Raw genomic sequence first — 14,455 nt, forward strand, 5'->3', positions numbered from 1 at the left:
CGCTAATCCGGATTAGCGGATTATCACCGGTGGCGTGGAGGTGAGGGGGAGCGCGACCTCGACCCGGGTGCCCGCGCCCGGCTCGCCGGTCACCACGCAGATGCCGCCGAGCTCGGCGGCCCGCTCGCGCATCGAGCCGAGCCCCACGCCCGCCCGGTGCGACTCGGGCAGCCCCCGGCCGTCGTCGCCGATCAGCATCCGCAGCACCCCCTCCTCCCGGTGCACGGCGATCATGGCCCGCGACGCGCCCGCGTGCCTGCGGATGTTGGTCAGGGCCTCCTGGACGATGCGGTAGACCGCCACCTCCACGGCCGCCGGCAGGTCGGACAGGTCGCCGCCGATCTCCACCTCGGCCTCGACGCCTGAGGACGACCGGCCGGCCAGGTCCCGGATCGCGCCGGCCAGCCCCAGGTCGTCGAGCGCGGGCGGGCGCAGGCCGTACACGAGCTCGCGGATGTCGCTGGTGACGGCGCCCATGCCGGTGTGCAGCTCGCGCAGCAGCTCGTCGGCGGCCTCGGGGGAGCTCTTGAGGCTCAGGCGGGCCATGTTGATGGTCATGGCCATCGCCGACAGGGTCTGGCCGAGGCCGTCGTGCAGGTCGCGGCGCAGGCGGCGGCGCTCCTCCTCCCTGGCCGTCAGGATGCGTTCCCGCGAACGTTGCAGGTCGGCGGCCATCCGCACGGCGTGCGCCACGTCCGCCGCGTACGGGGTGAGCGTGGCCAGGACGCGCTCGTTGTGCGCGGCGGGGAAGCGGCGCGGCCCCGGCGGGCCGACGAGCAGGCGGCCGACGCGGGTCCCGTGCCAGACCAGCGGCACCTCGCGCGCGGCCGGCCCGACGCGCCCGCTCTCGACGTAGCGGGGCTCGCCGTCGGCCACCTCCACCGCCACGCCCTCGACCGCGAGCCCGTCGCGCAGCACGCTGACCACCGAGGTCAGCGCCTCGGCCGGATCACCCCGGCGCACGGCCTGGGTCAGCCGCCCGGCCAGCACGCCCGGGTCGCCCACCGCGCCGTACAGCAGCAGGTCCACGACCCGTTGCAGGGCGCGGCGCAGCGGCTGGAAGAACGCGCCCGCGAACAGCGCGGCGGTGATCCCGGCCACCTGGTCGTAGCCGGAGACGACTAGCCCGGACAGCGCGCCCGCGCCGAAGTAGACGGCGCTGACCACGATCACCAGGCCGGCCGCGACAAGGGCCCGGCTGACGACGGTGTCGATCCCGTAGAGCCGGTACCGCATGACCGAGAACGCCACCGCGAACGGGATCGCCGCCGCCCACACAATGGCCGGCCACATGAACACCGGCCAGATCGCGGCCAGGACCAGGAAGACGATGTAGCCGGCGAAGGCGAACAGCGGCCAGCCGATCTGCCGTCGGGTGGCCGGATCGGCCCGCCGCATCCGGGTCAGCAGCGACAGCGCCGACAGCGCCATCGCCGTGTAGATGCCGGCCCAGCCGACGACGTTCACGCTCTCCATGTACGGCGCCAGCGCGGGAATCCCCAGCGGGCTGGGGATGACCTCCGGGTACGGGTACCCCTCGCGGGGCGGCGTCATCCGGAACAGGTTGTGCACGGTCGCGGCCGTGATCGACAGGCAGCCCAGCCACAGCGCGGGCCGCCAGCGCGGGGAGGGCAGCCGGCCGTCCGGCGAGTACAGCGGCAGTACCATCGTCAGCGCCAGCCCGCACACCGCCCAGCCGAGCTGCGTCGGCACCCGCAACCAGCCGGCCAGGGCGAGCTCGCCGCCGGCGGCGGCGCGGAACATGAGCGCGCTGGACACGTCGCTGATCCCGGCGGCCAGCCCGCCCGCGCACATGAGCCAGGCCATGTTCAGGCGGGGCCGGTGGTAGATGAGGAACGCGCCGACCGCCGGGAAGGTGAAGACGACGGCGGACTGCGGGCTGACCGTTTTTGTGGGAGCCCACTCGGCGGGCAGACCGAGCCAGACCAGGATCGTGGCCAGCCCCAGCACCGGGGAGGCCACGGCCATGATGGCCGCCACCACGGCCGCACCACTCATCCGCCGTGCGCGCCCGGGGTCGTCTGTCGTGTCGGCGAGTTCGGCCATCGTGCTGCCCTCCGCCTTCCCCGCCCGAGCCCGGCGTACCCGTCCGTCCTGGCCCCGCGAAACGGGCGGGGCCAGGACAGAATAGGCGCTACCCGACTACCTTGTCGGCAGCCAGACGCGCATGGTCGCCGGCCCCCGGTTCCCCCACCGGTGGTAGGGAATCAGCCGCAACCGCACGTCACCGCCGTCCCCCGGAGCATCCGCCGCCCCGTACGGCCACCCGTCCTTGGAGCCGGAGCCGCCGAGCGAGGCGGCCACCTCCAACTCGACCACCCCCTCGGCCCCGTCACCCGCCGGCCGCTCCACCGGCGGCTCGGCGCGGACCGTCAGATCGCCCAGCGGCGGCTCGTCGGCCACCGACTCCGCGCAGTAGACCAGCGGTCCCCGCTCGACCGCCGCGCTGCCCCGCAGCGCGTCGATCCGCCGATCGGGGAACGTCCACCGCGGCCGCATCGGCAGTTCAAGCCGGAGCTCGTCGCCGGCCCGCCACGGCCCGTCGGCGTGCACGTACCCGGGACTCACCGGCCGCACGACCGGCCCCTCGGGCAGCGGCGCGTCCTGGGCGGAGACGGGCACGCGGGCCAGCGTCGCGTCCGCCGCCCAGGCGGGGACGCGCAGGCCGATGCGGCCCGCGCCGTCCTCCAGCACCCGCACCCGCACCGAGCCGGTCCACGGGTAGCCGGTCTCCACCCGCACCGCCAGCCGCCCGTGCCGGATCTCCGACGGCGTGAAGTGGTGCAGCACGATCCCGTCGCCGGTCCCGGCGGCCAGGTAGGCGGGCAGGGACGCCAGCGTGCGGGCGATGTTGTTCGGGCAGCAGGACACGTCGAACCAGGGCGAACGCAGCCCGCCCTCCGCCGCGTGGTTGACGCCGTCGTGCGGCACCGCCGGCACCCGTACCTGCAGCGGGTTGGCGTAGAAGAACGAGCGGCCGTCCAGCGCCACGCCGGTCGCGAGCATGTTGTAGAGCGTGCGCTCGGTCAGGTCGGCGTAGCGGACGTCGCCGGTGGCCAGCAGCAGCCGGTGCGCCAGCATGACGGAGGCGATGCTGGCGCAGGTCTCGTTGTAGGCCCGGTCCGGCGGCAGCTCGTAGTCCTCGCCGTACGACTCGTCGGCATGCCTCGAGCCCATGCCGCCGGTCAGGTGGGTCCGCCGCGCGACCGTCCGCTCCCACTGGGACTCGACCGCCTTCAGCAGCTCCTGGTCCCCCGTCTCGATCGCCACGTCCACCACGCCGGAGGCCAGGTAGAGCGCGCGTACGACGTGCCCGCGGAACACCTGAGCCTGCCTGACCGGCACGTCGTCCTGGTAGTAGCCGCGGCCGAAGGGGATGTCGGCCAGGGCGGGCAGCCCGCGACGGTCGACGAAGCGGCGGGCCATCTCCAGGTAGCGTTCGGTGCCGGTGGTCCGGTAGAGCTCGACCAGCGCCATCTCGATCACGGGGTGGCCGCAGGTCTCGGTGCCGTTCATGAAGCGGCGGCACACGTGGTCGGCGGCCTTGACGACCACCTCCGTCAGCAGATCCTCGCCGTGCGTGCGCAGCCGGGCCACGCCCGCCTGGATGAGGTGGCCGTAGCAGTAGAGCTCGTGACCCCACTCGAAGTCGGTGTAGCGGCTGCCGGACCAGCGCGTGTTGAGGTAACCGTCGCCCTCCTGGGCCTGCGCCACCGTCTCGGCCAGTGCGGGCAGCCCGGGATGGCCGGCCCAGGCCATGGCTTCGAGCAGCTTGTATATCTCGGAGTCGCTGAACTCCCGCCCCCTGCGGGGCCGCTCGCCCCTGAAGTTGCCGATCCAGCCTTCTCGTTCCTCCCATTCCCGGCAGTGGTCGATCGTGACCTCGCGGTTGAGCGCGGCCCGGTCGCCCCAGAAGCCGGGCGAGAGGCGTACCGCGTCGAGGCCGATGGGGGACAGGACGCCCGATGAGGGCAGGACGGGATTAGCCACGCAGAGCTCCTGACATGAATCCGCGCACGTAGTGGCGCTGCAGCACGATGAAGAGGATGAGGCAGGGGAGGGCCATGACCATGACGCCGGCCTGGAGCATGCCGTAGTCGACGGCGCCGAACGTGTGCTGCGTCATGCTGACCACGGCCACCGGCAGCGTGAACGACGAGCCGTCGTTGAGCAGGATGAGCGGGGCGAAGAAGTCGTTCCACGAGGCGAGGAAGGCGAACAGCCCCACCGTGATCAGCGCCGGCCGCACGGCGGCCAGCAGCACCCTGGAGAAGGCGCGGAACGTGCCGCACCCGTCCACCAGCGCGGCCTCCTCCAGCTCGCGCGGCAGCGCCTCGAACGCGTTGCGCATCATGAACAGCGCGAACGGGAGCTGGAACATCACGAACACCAGCGACAGCCCGACCAGGGAGTTCTGCAGGCCGAGGTAGCCGAGCAGGACGTAGAGCGGGATCAGGATCGTCGCGTACGGCACCATGAGGATCGCCAGCGTGGCCAGGAACAGCAGGTTCTTGCCCGGGAAGTCGAACCGGGCGAACCCGTAGCCGCCGAGCGCCGAGACGACGAGCGTGCCGCCCACCGTCATGACGGACACCAGCACGCTGTTGGTCGCGTACGTGTCCAGACCCTCGCCGAACCCGGCCATCTCCAGGTAGTTGGACGGCTCCTCCAGCGACGCGTAGCCGCTCCACGCCAGCGGGAACAGGAACAGCACCGCCAGCGCGGACAGCGTGAGGTAGCGGCTCACCGCAGCCTCCTCATCATCAGCGTGTTGAGCCCGACCAGGGCCGCGAGCAGCACGACCGACAGGGCCGCCGCGCCGCCGAGGTCGAAGCGGAAGAAGGCGTCGCGGTAGACGACCATGACCATGGAGACCGTGCTGTTGTCCGGGCCGCCGTTGGTGAAGACGAAGAACTGGTCGAAGGCCAGCAGCGAGCCGGTGACGCTGAGGATCAGCATCAGCGCCAGCGTCGGGCGCAGCAGCGGCAGCGTGATCTTGGTGAAGATCTGCCACCGGTTGGCCCCGTCGCTCCTCGCGGCCTCGTACACCTCGGTCGGGATCGCCTGCAGGCCGGTCAGCAGGATGAGCATGTTGAACCCGGCGAAGCGCCACAGCACCAGCGTGATCGTGGAGAACAGCGCCATGTTCGGGGTGCCGATCCACTTCACCGGCTCACCGGTGATGCCGAGCGCCTGGAGCATGGGGTCGATGGGGCCGAAGTCGTTGTTCAGCATCCCGTAGAACAGCAGGCCCGCCGCCGCGAAGCCGACCGCGCCGGGCAGGAAGAACGCGGTCCTGAAGAAGGCGATGCCGGGCCTGCGCTCCTGCACCAGCAGCGCCAGCCCGAGCGCCACGCCCGACAGCAGGACCGTGGTGATCACCGTGTACTTGAGCGTGAACACGACCGCGTCCACGAACAGTGGATTGTCGGCGATCTTGAGGTAGTTGTCCGGGGCGTTGAAGGTGGCCGGGCCGAGCAGCGGCCAGCGGTTGAGCGACATCCAGACGACCAGCACGAGGGGTGCGAGGAACAGCACGCCCACGATGACCGCCGTCGGGGCCGCGTACAGCCAGCCCTGCACCTTCCTGCCGCGCCACCGGGCGGGCGGCGCCGCGTGTGCCGCCCGCCCGGATCTCGTGACCGTCAGCGTCATTGCTGCAGCGACTTCGTGATCTCGGCGTTCAGCTGCGCGACCTTCGCCGCGTCGCCGAACACCGCCTCACGGGCCAGGCGCAGCCACGGGCCCTGCGGGTCGTTGTAGGTCTGGCCGAAGCGCAGCGCGTACGGCGTCTGGCCCTTGGCCACCAGCGAGTTGATCAGCACCACCCGCGGGTCCTCGGCGGAGTACTTGTTGCCGGCCAGGTCGGTGCGCGCGAGCACGTCCTTGTTCTTGGCCATGACCTCGATCTGGGCGTCGTCGGAGACTGTCCAGGACAGGAACTCCCAGGCGGCGTCGGCGTGCTCGCTGGTGGCGGAGATGCCCACCGAGTCGCCGCCGACGAACGTGGACTCGCCGCCGTCGGGGCCCGCGATCGGGGTGACGCCGATCTTCATCTCCTTGGGCATCAGGCCGAGCGTGGTCGAGGGCATCGGCATGACGCCGATCTCGCCCTTGGGGAAGAAGCCGGTCCAGGTCGGGCCCTGCTCCTCCTTGGCGGTCGGTCCGGTGGCCTTCTTCTCGTACAGCTCGCGCCAGATCCGGAACACCTCGGTCATGACCGGCTGGTCGTTGAGCGAGGCCGTGCCGTCGTCGTTCATCACCTGCGCGCCCGCGGCCCAGACCGACGGCCAGAAGGTGAAGACGTAGCAGCCGCCGCAGTTGCCGCCGAAGAAGGTGCCGTGGACCTTGCCGTCCTCGCCCAGCTTGTCGTGGATGGTGGTGGCGTGCCGGGCGAACTCCTTCAGCGTCTTCGGCCCCTGCTCGGGGTCGAGGCCGGCCTTCTCGTACAGGTCCTTGTTCCAGAACCAGACGGACAGGTCCAGGGTGTGCGGGAGCGTGTACTGCTTGCCGTCCAGCGTGCCGAGCTTCATGTGCGAGGGGGCGAGCTTGTCCTTGTACGGCAGCGCCGCGATCCGGTCGGTGACGTCCATGAACAGGCCCTGGGAGGTGTAGTTCGGGACGAAGATGACGTCGGCCGCGAAGACGTCCGGCAACTGCTTGGCCCCGGCCGCCGCCGCGATGCGCGGCTGGTAGTTGTCGGTCGGGATGACCGTGAGCTTGACCTGGTTCTTGTGGCTGCTGTTGTAGGCCTGGACCAGGCGCTCGGTCTGCGTCTGGGTGGCCGCGCGGGTCCACATGGTGATCGTCACGGGACCGTCCGCGGGCGTGGCGCCGCCTCCGCCGCCTCCGCCGCCGCAAGCTGCGGCTGTGAGCGCTAACACACCTAGGAGGGAGATCCCGGCCAGCCTTCGTCTCATGATGTGCTCCTGGACTTAAAGGTTTTCGGAAACGTAGAAGAAACAAGAGGCCCTGTCAATGGGTGCTAAGGTGCTCAGTGGTTCACCATTCACCGAAAAGGGTTTCGACATATGGCGGTTAAGCGGGCGACCATCAACGATGTGGCCTCGCTGGCGGGGGTGTCGATCGCCACGGCCTCCAAGGCGCTCAACGGGCGCCAGGACGTGCGCGCGGCCACGCGCGAGCGGGTGCTCGCCGCCGCGGCCGAGCTCTCCTTCCAGCCGAACGCCCTGGCCAGAGGGCTGCTGTCCGGGCAGACGCGGACCGTGGGGCTGCTCACCTCCGACAGCGTCGGCCGGTTCGGCATCCCCGTGCTGCTCGGCGCCGAGGACGCGTTCGGGGCGGGGGAGATGGCCGTGCTGCTCTGCGACGCGCGCGGCGACGCGATCAGGGAGCAGCACCACATCAGGGCGCTGCTGTCGCGGCGGGTCGACGGGCTGATCGTGGTGGGCGAGAGCACCGACCCGCGGCCGTCGATCAGCAAGGACCTGCCGGTGCCCGTCGTCTACGCGTACGGGCCGTCGGAGGACCCGGCCGACGTGTCGTTCGTGCCCGACGACGTCGGGGCGGCGGCGACGGCCGTCAATCACCTGCTGGCACTCGGCCGGCGGCGGATCGCCCACGTCACCGGGCCCGGCGACTACAAGGCGGCCCGCGACCGCGAGGAGGGCTTCCGCCAGGCGCTGGCCGAGGCCGGCGTCGCCCAGGCGGGGCGGACGCTGTCCGGGGTGTGGTCGCAGCGGTGGGGGCGGCACGCGGCGGAGATGCTGCTCATGGCCGAGCCGGAGATCGACGCGGTGTTCTGCGGCAGCGACCAGATCGCGGCCGGATTCGTCGAGGCGGTGCGTGAGCGGGGCCGGCGGGTGCCCGACGACGTCGCCGTGGTGGGTTACGACAACTGGGAGGTGCTGTCCACCGAGACGCGGCCCGCGCTGACGACCGTGGACATGAACCTGGAGGTGCTGGGGCGGACGGCGGCGCAGCACCTGTTCGCGGCCATCGACGGCAAGGCCACTCCGGGCGTGCACACCCTGCCGTGCCGGCTCGTCATCCGCGACTCCACCTCACCTCCCGGGGTGTCCTGACACTCCGGGAGGCGGATGGGCCGGTCAGGAGACGGCGCAGGTGTACGTCAGGAGACGGCGCAGGTGTACGAGCTCACGGTGGCGGTGCCGCCGGGGCGGGTGACCTGGAAGCCGAAGCCGGTCGAGCCGCCCGCGCCCAGGTTGCCGTTGTAGCCCGCGTTCCGGGCCGTCACGGTCTGCCCGCTGGTCGTCAGCGTGGCGTTCCACGAGCCGGCGATCGTGTGCCCGGACGGCAGCGTGAAGGTGACCGTCCAGCCGGTGACCGGGGCGGTGCCGGTGTTGGTGACCGTGGCCTGCACCACGTACCCGTCGCCCCACTGGCTCTGCACCGACCCGGTGGCCGTGCAGCCGCCGCCGCCTCCGCCGGACGTGGTGGTGAACGCCGTGGTGGCCGAGTTGCCCGACACGTTGCCGGCTCCGTCGCGGGCACGGACGTAGACCTCGTACCTCGTGGCGGGGCTCAGCCCGGTGAGGGCGATCGAGGGGGTGGCGCTCTGCCCGAGCAGTGTGTCGGTGCTGCCCTGCTCGCGGTAGACGTCGTACCCGGCCAGTCCCGACCCGCCCGCGTCCGTGCTGGCCGTCCAGGTCAGGGTGGCCCCGGTGGCGGTCACGCCGGATGCCGACGGGATGCCGGGCGTGGTCGGGGCGGTGGTGTCGGGGGTGCCGCCGCCGAAGAACGTGGCCTCACGCGAGGTCGCGGCGATGCCGTTCGCGCCGTTGAAGATGCGCTGCCCCCACGAGGTCAGGCTGGCGGCGTCGAAGTTCGTGACCATGTCGAGGTATTCGACGCCGCCGCCGTTCCCGCTCCACGACCAGCCGATGTAGCCGAGGCCGCGCGACTGCGCCTGCGCCATGATCGTGTCCTCGTCGGGGTCGCCGTCCGAGTGGTTGTGCCCGAACTCCCCGATGACCAGCGGCAGGCCGGCGCTCTGGAAGGCGTTCAGGTAGGCGTTGATCTCGGCGGCGGTGTCGAAGACGCCGTACATGTGGATGGAGAAGACGGTGTTGTGCTGCGGGTCGGCGGCGGCGACGGCCTGGGCGTTGTCGCGCATGGTGAACTGCCAGTCCTGACCCCAGTTGGGCGCGTCCACCATGAGCAGGTGCTGGAAGCCGAGGGCGCGCATCCGGCCGATCGCGCCGGTGGTCGCGGCGGTCCAGGAGGAGGCGTTGTTGTTGCCGATCGGCTCGTTGCCGATGTTGACGATGATGAAGTCTTCCGTGCCGGTGAGGGCGCTCTTGACGCTGCTCCAGTAGTCGACGGCCTGGTCCAGCGAGTACGCCCCGCTCTGCTCGCCGTACCCGGTGGTGTCGTGGTTTTCGAGCACGCATATTAACCGGTTCTGCCGGCACAGCGAGACGACGTTGGCCACGTCGGCCGCCCCGTTGGCCGGCCACCGGCCGCCGCTCAGCACCACGCGCACGGTGTTGGCGCGCAGGGCCTTGATGTCGGCGAACGAGCCGGTCTGGCCGGTGTACCAGGTGTGCGCGTGGCTGACGCCGCGCATGACGAACGCGTTCCCGTTGGCCTCCACGATTCTCGTGCCACTGACCCGTAACCCGACGGCGGCGTGCGCGGTGTCCGGGGTGATGAGCATGGAGGCGAGCATCGAGACGAGGAGCGACAGGAGCGCCGCCGCGGCGAGCCCGAGTCGGTGGGTCATGAGGGTGCCCTTCTACTGCCATTAACCGGTTAGGTCCTGCACGGGCACATGCTCTGCGGAATCGGCGGCGACGTCCAGAAAGTCAGCCGAGGACGGTCAGGAACGCCTGGACCGGGGTGAAAGTTTCACTTCACCGGCTCGTCGGTGCGGGCCGGCGGCTCACCTCTGCGGGCCGGCGGCTCGCCCCTGAGGGTGGACGGCTCGTCCCTGAGCGTCGGCAGGCCCGCCGCCAGGGCCCTGAGCGCGCGGACGAGCGTGGGCAGCAGCACCGGGCAGAGGGCGGCCAGCTCGGGATCCTCGGCGTAGACCTGGACCAGTGTGGCCGGCGGGTTGGATGCCGGATAGAGCATGCCGGCCAGGCTGCTGGCGGCGGCGACCAGCTCCAAGCCCTCGCGCTCGGTCAGGTCGGTCACGGCCGCGACCTCGGCGCCCAGCTCGGTGACGATGGTGATGACCGCGCGCTTGAACGCGCGGGCGGCCTCGACGGAGACGTTGTGTTCGAGGCTGGTGGAGGTGTGCCCGAGCAGGTCGCAGAGCAGCGGCCGGTCCGTGATCGTCTCAGCCAGCACGGTCACCGCCTCGCCCGCGCCGGCGGCCGCGCGCAGGCGCGGAGTGGCGGTGTCGGCCCACTGCCGCCATTCTTCGCCGGCCAGCTCCAGGTAGATCTCCTCGCGGGTGCCGAAATAGCGCACGATGTTGGACTTCACCAGCCCGACGGCCTCGGCGACCGCGCCCAGGCTGACGTTGCGCACGCCGGAGGTGCGGGCCAGCTCGCGGGCGGCGTCGAGGATCGCCTCGCGCCGCTGCTGCTTGTGCTCGGGCCGCCTGGCCCGGCGAAATGCCGCCCTCGTCATGTCCGTCCCAGCATACTGGGGTACTTAACGGTACGCCGTTCACTTGTTAAGGGTACGGTGTTCTGTTAGCGTCCCGACTACACCGGCACAGAAAAGAGATGGCGAGTGACCGAGATCAGGATGAAGGTGAACGGCGACGTCGCCGCGCTCGACGTCGAGCCATGGGTGAGCCTGCTCGACGCGCTGCGCGAACGCCTCGGCGTGACCGGGCCGAAGAAGGGTTGCGACCAGGGCGCCTGCGGCGCCTGCACGGTGCTGGCCGACGGCGTGCGGATCAACTCCTGCCTGGCCCTGGCCGTCCAGTACGACGGCCAGGAGATCACCACGATCGAGGGCGTGGACCATCCGCTGCAGGAGGCGTTCGTCCGCAACGACGGCCTCCAGTGCGGCTACTGCACCTCCGGCCAGATCTGCTCGGCCATCGGCATGCTGGCCGAGCACGCGGCCGGCATGCCCAGCGCGGCCGGTGGCTCGGGTGCGCTCACCGAGGACGAGGTCAGGGAGCGGATGAGCGGCAACCTGTGCCGCTGCGGCGCCTACAACGGCATCGTGGACGCGATCATGGAAGTGGCCCGGTGAAACCGTTCGCCTACGTCAAGCCGGCCGACGTCGAGGCCGCCCTGCACGCCGCCGCCACCGAGCCGGGCGCCAAGTTCCTCGGCGGTGGCACCAACCTGGTCGACCTGATGCGCGAGGGCATCGAGCAGCCCCAGACCGTCGTGGACGTCACCGGGCTGCCCTTCGACACCGTGGAGGACCTGCCGGACGGCGGGCTGCGCATCGGCGCCCTCGTCCGCAACAGCGCCCTGGCCGCCGACCCGCGGGTGCGCGACCGCTACCCGGTGCTGTCGCAGGCGCTGCTGTCGGGCGCCTCCGGCCAGCTGCGCAACATGGCCACCGTGGGCGGCAACCTGCTCCAGCGCACCCGCTGCCTCTACTTCTACGACACCACCTCCGCCTGCAACAAGCGCGAGCCGGGCAGCGGCTGCGACGCGCTCGACGGATTCAACCGGAGCTGCGCGATTCTGGGCGTCAGCGACAGCTGCATCGCCACCCACCCCTCCGACATGTGCGTGGCGCTGGCCGCCCTGGACGCCGTCGTCGAGGTACGCGGCACCGGCGGCACCCGCCGCGTCCCGGTGACCGACCTGCACCGCCTCCCTGGCGACACCCCTGAGATCGAGACCGACCTGGCCCCCGGCGAGCTCATCACCGCCGTCGAGCTGCCGCCGGCCCCGGCCGACTCCCGCTACCGCAAGGTCCGCGACCGGGCCTCGTACGCGTTCGCCCTGGTCTCGGTCGCCGCCGCGCTGGAGGTGAGCGACGGCACGGTGACGCTGGCCCGGCTGGCGCTCGGCGGCATCGCCCCCAAACCCTGGCGCGCCCGCGAGGCCGAGCGGCTGCTGACCGGAGGCCCGGCCGACGAGGCGGCGTTCCGGCGCGCGGCCGAGGCCGAACTGGCCGCGGCGAGCGTCCGCGACGGCAACGCGTTCAAGACCTCCCTCGCCACCGCCACGATCGTGGCCACGCTGCGCGAGCTGAGCCAGGAAGGGGCCGTGCGATGAGCATCAAGTACGCCGAGGCCGAGCCGGCGACGACCGACGCGACCAAGTACGTCGGCCGCGCGGTCGACCGGATCGACGGCCCCGCCAAGACCACGGGCGAGGCCCGCTTCGCCGCCGAGTACTCCTACCCCGACCTGGCCTACGCCGCGCTCGTGCACGCCACCATCCCCAGGGGCCGGATCACCGCCATCGACACGGCGGCGGCGCGGGCGGTGCGCGGCGTCATCGACGTGCTCACCCACGAGAGCACCCCGGCCATGAAACCGCCGCCCAAGCCCAGCGTCCTCGACCTCAGCTCGATGGTGGCCGGCACGTCGGTCAACTACCTGGGCACCGACGAGGTGCACTGGAACGGCCAGCCGATCGCCGTCGTGGTCGCCGAGACGCCCGAGACCGCCCGGTACGCGGCTTCGCTGGTGCGGCCGGCGTACCAGGAGCTGCCCGCCGCGACCGACTTCGAGGCGGAGAAGCACCATGCCGTCCCGCAGAAGAGCAGCCTGATCTCCGAGGCCTCGGCGAACAAGGGGGACGCGCCGGCCGCGCTGGCCGCCGCGCCGTACGCGGTCGACCTGACCTTCTCGACGCCGCCGCAGAGTCACAACGCGATCGAGCCGCACGCCAGCACCGCGGTCTGGGACGGCGACCGGCTGACCCTGCACGAGGGCACCCAGAACATCCCTTGGACGCGCCGGCACCTGGCCCTGCGGTTCGGCGTGCCGGAGAAGGGGATCAGGATCCTGTCGCCCTACGTCGGCGGTGGTTTCGGGGGGAAAGGCTCGGTCTGGGCGGGCACGCTGCTCGCCGTACTGGCCGCACGGGTCACCGGCCGCGCCGTACGGCTGGCGCTCACCCGCGAGAGCGTCTACCACACGGTCGGCGGACGCACCGCCAGCACGCAGCGGGTCGCCCTGGGCGCGGAGGCCGACGGCCGGCTGACCGCGCTGATCCACACCAGCGTGTCCAGGACCGGCCGCACCGGCGGCTCGGGGGAGCAGATCACCGCCGGCTCCCGGCACCTCTACGCCGCGCCCAACATCCACCTGCAGCAGAACGTGGTCCAGCTCGACCTGCTGGCCAACACGTTCATGCGGGCTCCAGGCGAGTCCATCGGCACCTTCGCGATGGAGTCGGCCGTGGACGAGCTGGCCTGGAAACTGGGCATGGACCCGATCGAGCTGCGCATGCGCAACGAGCCCGAGCGTGATCCGCTGGGCGGGCAGGAGTTCTCGGGGCGGCGGCTGCGGGAGGCGTACGCGCTGGGGGCCGAACGCTTCGGCTGGCACGCGCGCGACCCGCGGGCCGGTGCCATGCGCGACGGGAAATGGCTGGTCGGCATGGGGGTGGCCACGGCCTACCACCCGTCGCTGCAGATGATGGCGAGCGTGACCGTGCGGCTGGAGGCCGCCGGCACGCTCGTGGTGCGCTGCGGGCTGCACGAGATGGGCATGGGGACGGCGACCGTACAGGCGCAGATCGCCGCCGACGAGATGGGCGTGCCGCTGGAGCAGGTACGCGTGGAGTACGGCGATTCCGACCTGCCGCCGGGCCCGCAGGCGGGCGGCTCGATGCAGACCGCGACCGCCGCGGCGGGCGTGCTGGCCGCCTGCGCCAAGCTCAAGCGCACGCTGACCGGCCTGGCCCGCCGCGCACCCGGCTCACCCCTGCGCGGCACCCGTCCCGCCGACGTACAGGCCCGCGACGGCGGCCTCTACGCGGGGGGCCGCGGCCTCACCTACAAGGAGCTCCTCTCCGCCGCCGGTCGCGACCACGTGGAGGCCGAGGTCAAGGGGAGCACGCTGGCCTTCATGGCCAAGTTCCTGCGCGAGCGCAGGAAGTGGGTGAAGGCGGCGACCGGGGCGCACTTCTGCGAGGTGCGGGTCGACCCCGACACCATGGAGGTACGGGTGTCGCGCTGGCTCGGCGTCTTCGACGCCGGCACGATCATCAACGCGAGGACGGCGGCCAGCCAGCTGCGCGGCGGGATCGTGATGGGCCTCGGCATGGCGCTGTCGGAGCACACTCTGATCGACCCGCGCAACGGCCGTGTCGTCAACCCGAGCCTGTCGGAGTACCACCTGCCGGTGCACGCCGACGTCCCGCACATCGACGTGGAGTGGCTGAACGAACCGGACCCGAACATGCCCCTGGGCCTGCGCGGGATCGGGGAGGTGGGCATCACGGGGGTCGCCGCGGCCGTGGCCAACGCCGTGCGGCACGCGACCGGCAAGCGCGTGGCGGACCTGCCGATCACGCTCGACAAGCTGCTGTAGCTCTAGGCTGCTGTGTCGAGGCTCGTCGAGGAGGCACCC

General features: G+C 71.7%; 11 protein-coding genes. 4 read left to right on the forward strand and 7 right to left on the reverse strand.

Translation table 11 applies throughout. The features are described from left to right. Window positions 1–12: 12 nt before the first annotated feature. The 5 genes from B0I32_RS46670 to B0I32_RS46690 form a co-directional block, all read right to left on the reverse strand. Complete coding sequence (locus B0I32_RS46670) at window positions 13–2,067, reverse strand: sensor histidine kinase (RefSeq protein WP_245956552.1); 2,055 nt, start codon at window positions 2,065–2,067, stop codon at window positions 13–15. A gap of 96 nt (window positions 2,068–2,163) precedes the next feature. Next, the gene (locus B0I32_RS46675) at window positions 2,164–4,011 is read right to left on the reverse strand and encodes a glycoside hydrolase family 127 protein (RefSeq protein ID WP_106250738.1); all 1,848 of its coding nucleotides are present in this window, start codon (window positions 4,009–4,011) and stop codon (window positions 2,164–2,166) included. After that, window positions 4,004–4,768, reverse strand: coding sequence for a carbohydrate ABC transporter permease (locus B0I32_RS46680; protein WP_106250740.1), 765 nt, complete (start codon window positions 4,766–4,768; stop codon window positions 4,004–4,006). Before B0I32_RS46680 ends, B0I32_RS46675 begins: the two co-directional genes overlap by 8 nt. Next, window positions 4,765–5,676, reverse strand: a complete 912-nt coding sequence (locus B0I32_RS46685) for a carbohydrate ABC transporter permease (RefSeq protein ID WP_106250741.1) — start codon at window positions 5,674–5,676, stop codon at window positions 4,765–4,767. The genes B0I32_RS46680 and B0I32_RS46685 overlap by 4 nt, the downstream gene beginning before the upstream one ends. Next, complete coding sequence (locus B0I32_RS46690; protein ID WP_245956554.1) at window positions 5,673–6,833, reverse strand: ABC transporter substrate-binding protein; 1,161 nt, start codon at window positions 6,831–6,833, stop codon at window positions 5,673–5,675. The genes B0I32_RS46685 and B0I32_RS46690 overlap by 4 nt, the downstream gene beginning before the upstream one ends. Before the next feature lie 219 nt (window positions 6,834–7,052). Between B0I32_RS46690 and B0I32_RS46695 the strand changes: the two genes are divergently transcribed. Continuing rightward, window positions 7,053–8,066 carry a LacI family DNA-binding transcriptional regulator gene (locus tag B0I32_RS46695; RefSeq protein WP_106250744.1) on the forward strand — a complete coding sequence of 338 codons (1,014 nt, stop codon included), beginning with the start codon at window positions 7,053–7,055 and terminating at the stop codon, window positions 8,064–8,066. A 47-nt stretch (window positions 8,067–8,113) separates the two neighbouring features. On the opposite strand, the gene B0I32_RS46700 is transcribed toward B0I32_RS46695, so the two are convergent. Further along, a complete protein-coding gene (locus B0I32_RS46700) occupies window positions 8,114–9,727 on the reverse strand; it encodes a cellulase family glycosylhydrolase (RefSeq protein ID WP_106250746.1) in 1,614 nt (537 codons plus the stop codon). A 125-nt stretch (window positions 9,728–9,852) separates the two neighbouring features. Beyond that, a complete protein-coding gene (locus B0I32_RS46705; RefSeq protein WP_106250747.1) occupies window positions 9,853–10,581 on the reverse strand; it encodes a TetR/AcrR family transcriptional regulator in 729 nt (242 codons plus the stop codon). A gap of 120 nt (window positions 10,582–10,701) precedes the next feature. Between B0I32_RS46705 and B0I32_RS46710 the strand changes: the two genes are divergently transcribed. From B0I32_RS46710 to B0I32_RS46720, 3 genes are read left to right on the forward strand one after another with little or no spacing between them, the layout of a single operon-like run. Then, window positions 10,702–11,160: a (2Fe-2S)-binding protein gene (locus B0I32_RS46710; protein WP_181308552.1), complete on the forward strand. Its 459-nt coding sequence runs from the start codon at window positions 10,702–10,704 to the stop codon at window positions 11,158–11,160. After that, window positions 11,157–12,146 (forward strand): FAD binding domain-containing protein, encoded by a 990-nt coding sequence (locus B0I32_RS46715; protein WP_106250750.1) that lies wholly within the window; start codon window positions 11,157–11,159, stop codon window positions 12,144–12,146. Before B0I32_RS46710 ends, B0I32_RS46715 begins: the two co-directional genes overlap by 4 nt. After that, window positions 12,143–14,416 carry a xanthine dehydrogenase family protein molybdopterin-binding subunit gene (locus tag B0I32_RS46720; protein WP_106250752.1) on the forward strand — a complete coding sequence of 758 codons (2,274 nt, stop codon included), beginning with the start codon at window positions 12,143–12,145 and terminating at the stop codon, window positions 14,414–14,416. Before B0I32_RS46715 ends, B0I32_RS46720 begins: the two co-directional genes overlap by 4 nt. Window positions 14,417–14,455 lie beyond the last annotated feature (39 nt).

Source organism: Nonomuraea fuscirosea (genome assembly GCF_003001935.1).
GTDB lineage: Bacteria > Actinomycetota > Actinomycetes > Streptosporangiales > Streptosporangiaceae > Nonomuraea > Nonomuraea fuscirosea.

What these genes read in the sequence shown, in the direction of transcription:
- B0I32_RS46670 (WP_245956552.1), bottom strand. Translation starts at nt 2,067, where the DNA reads ATGGCCGAACTCGCCGACACGACAGACGACCCCGGGCGCGCACGGCGG.
- B0I32_RS46685 (WP_106250741.1), bottom strand. Translation starts at nt 5,676, where the DNA reads ATGACGCTGACGGTCACGAGATCCGGGCGGGCGGCACACGCGGCGCCG.
- B0I32_RS46695 (WP_106250744.1), top strand. Translation starts at nt 7,053, where the DNA reads ATGGCGGTTAAGCGGGCGACCATCAACGATGTGGCCTCGCTGGCGGGG.
- B0I32_RS46700 (WP_106250746.1), bottom strand. Translation starts at nt 9,727, where the DNA reads ATGACCCACCGACTCGGGCTCGCCGCGGCGGCGCTCCTGTCGCTCCTC.
- B0I32_RS46705 (WP_106250747.1), bottom strand. Translation starts at nt 10,581, where the DNA reads ATGACGAGGGCGGCATTTCGCCGGGCCAGGCGGCCCGAGCACAAGCAG.
- B0I32_RS46710 (WP_181308552.1), top strand. Translation starts at nt 10,702, where the DNA reads ATGAAGGTGAACGGCGACGTCGCCGCGCTCGACGTCGAGCCATGGGTG.
- B0I32_RS46720 (WP_106250752.1), top strand. Translation starts at nt 12,143, where the DNA reads ATGAGCATCAAGTACGCCGAGGCCGAGCCGGCGACGACCGACGCGACC.